Consider the following 2,041-nt stretch of genomic DNA (forward strand, 5'->3'; position numbering starts at 1 on the left):
CCCAACGGCGAGGTGTGGCTGCAGCAACCCCGATCGACCGAGACGGCGTCACCGGTCTATGACGTCTACGATGCCAAGGGTGCCTGGCAGCGGCAGGTGACGTTCCCATCAGGTGCGGTGCTTGCCGGCTTCGGCGAGAGCGGGGCGATTTACGGCTCGGTGAAGAACGAGGACGGAACCAGGTCGGTGGCGCGGTATCGCCTGACGGGGAGCCCGTGACGTTCCCCGTCGCCCTGAACGGAGTGAAGGGACCATCCCGATCATTGCCCCCCTCGCTGCGCTCAGGGTGACAAGTGCCTGTCAATCCAGGATCGGCGGCTCCCCACCCGGCGGCGTGTTGGGCCCCTGCCGATCGGTCCGCCGACGGTCGCGGCGCTGGCCCTCCTCGTACCACCGCCGGGTGATCTCTCCGGCGAGCTCCCGGTTGCCCAGGCCGAACGCGAGCCCCACCGCCAGCGCCACCGCGCCCAGGATCAGCGTGAACGCCGCGGTCACGATCTCCTCGGCCACACCCACCTGCTGCAGCGCCATGAACAGCGCGATGATTATGACCGCGCCCTTGGCGATCTTCGCCACCGTAGGCACGCCCGCGACGCCGCCAGCTGAGGCGAGGATCAGTCCGCGGACGAACTCCCCCACGATCATGCCGAGGATGATGATCACGATGGCGGCGATCAGGGTCGGGATGAAAGCCAGCATCATCCCGAACATCTGATTGATGCTCTCCAGGCCCAGCGCCGTGCTGGCGAGCAGGATGACCACCAGCATCACCAGCCAGAAGACCAGCTTGGCCAGCGCGCGCACCGGGTCCAGCCGGGACCCGGTGCGGCCCACGACCTCGTCCAAGCCACCCGCCGCCGCCATCCGGTTGAAGTCCACCTTCTTGAGCGTGTCGTCCGCCCAGCGCTGGACCTGGCGGGCCAGGAAGTAGCCGGTCAGCATGATGACGGCTGCGCCGACCAGCGCGGGCACCACGCTGCCGATCTGCTCCGCGCCGATGAGGAGACGCTCATAGAGTTCGTTCACGGCGACACCTCGATCACGAGTTTCCCGGTCTGCTCACCCCGCTGCATCCGCATGTACGCTTCGGCGCCTTTCGCCAGCGGCACCACGCTGTCCACCACCGGCCAGAGCCGGCCCTCGTGCGCCAGCCGGACGATCTCCGCGAACTCGCGGCGATTGCCCATGGTCGAGCCGAGAATGCTCCACTGGTGCCAGAACAACCGGCGCAGATCGAGCGACACCAGCGGCCCCGTCGTGGCACCGCACACCACCAGCCGGCCGCCCCGTCGCAGCGCCCGCTGGGAGTTGGTCCAGGTGGCCTCGCCCACGCAGTCCACGACCACGTCCGCGCCGCGGCCGCCCGTCTCCCGCCGCACTTCGGCTACGACGTCGGCAGTGCGGTGGTTCAGGCCCACGGTTGCCCCGAGCTGCGCGGCCTTCTCCAGTTTGTCCTCGGAGCCGCTGGTGACGATGGCTCGCGCCCCGAGCAACACCGCGACCTGGAGGGCCGCCATCCCTACGCCGCCCCCGACACCCCAGACCAACACCGTCTCTCCGGCCTGGAGCCTGGCGCGACCGGTCAGCATATGCCAGACGGTGAGTGTGGCGAGCGGGAACGCGGCCGCCTCGGACCACGACATTGCCTGGGGCACGCGTCCCAGGTTCGCGGCCGGAACTACGAGCAGCTCCGCGGCGGTACCCGGCAGATGCTCCCCCAGGATGCCGTAGCGGGAGCACAGGGATTCCTCACCCGCCTCACATGCGGCGCAGTGCCCGCACGAGATCCCGGGGTTGATGAGCACGCGGTCGCCGAAATTCCACCCGCGCACCGCCGGGCCCACCGCCTCGATCTCGCCGGCGCCATCCGACCCCACGATGTGCGGAAACACCGGCTGGACGTTGGGCAGGCCGCCGGCCATCCAAAGGTCGATTCGGTTGAGGGCGGCGCAGCGGACCCGGACCAGCACCTCGTCCTCGGCCCGGAGCTCTGGCGCCGGCACGTCCCGCACCTCCAGGTTTTCCAGGCCGCCGGTGCCGG

3 protein-coding genes are annotated in these 2,041 nt (G+C 69.7%); 1 reads left to right on the forward strand and 2 read right to left on the reverse strand.

What is annotated here, in order from left to right; all coding sequences use genetic code 11:
- Positions 1–219, forward strand: a 219-nt coding sequence (locus VF468_10370) for a hypothetical protein (protein HEX5878711.1), incomplete at its 5' end; no start/stop codon positions are given.
- 81 nt (positions 220–300) lie between these two features.
- Here the strand turns inward: VF468_10370 and VF468_10375 are convergent.
- A complete protein-coding gene (locus VF468_10375; protein HEX5878712.1) occupies positions 301–1,026 on the reverse strand; it encodes a hypothetical protein in 726 nt (241 codons plus the stop codon).
- Positions 1,023–2,041: zinc-binding dehydrogenase (locus tag VF468_10380; GenBank protein HEX5878713.1), on the reverse strand; the 1,019-nt coding region annotated here is incomplete at its 5' end. The genes VF468_10380 and VF468_10375, both read right to left, overlap by 4 nt.

The sequence above is a fragment of the Actinomycetota bacterium genome (assembly GCA_036280995.1).
Lineage (GTDB): Bacteria > Actinomycetota > CALGFH01 > CALGFH01 > CALGFH01 > CALGFH01.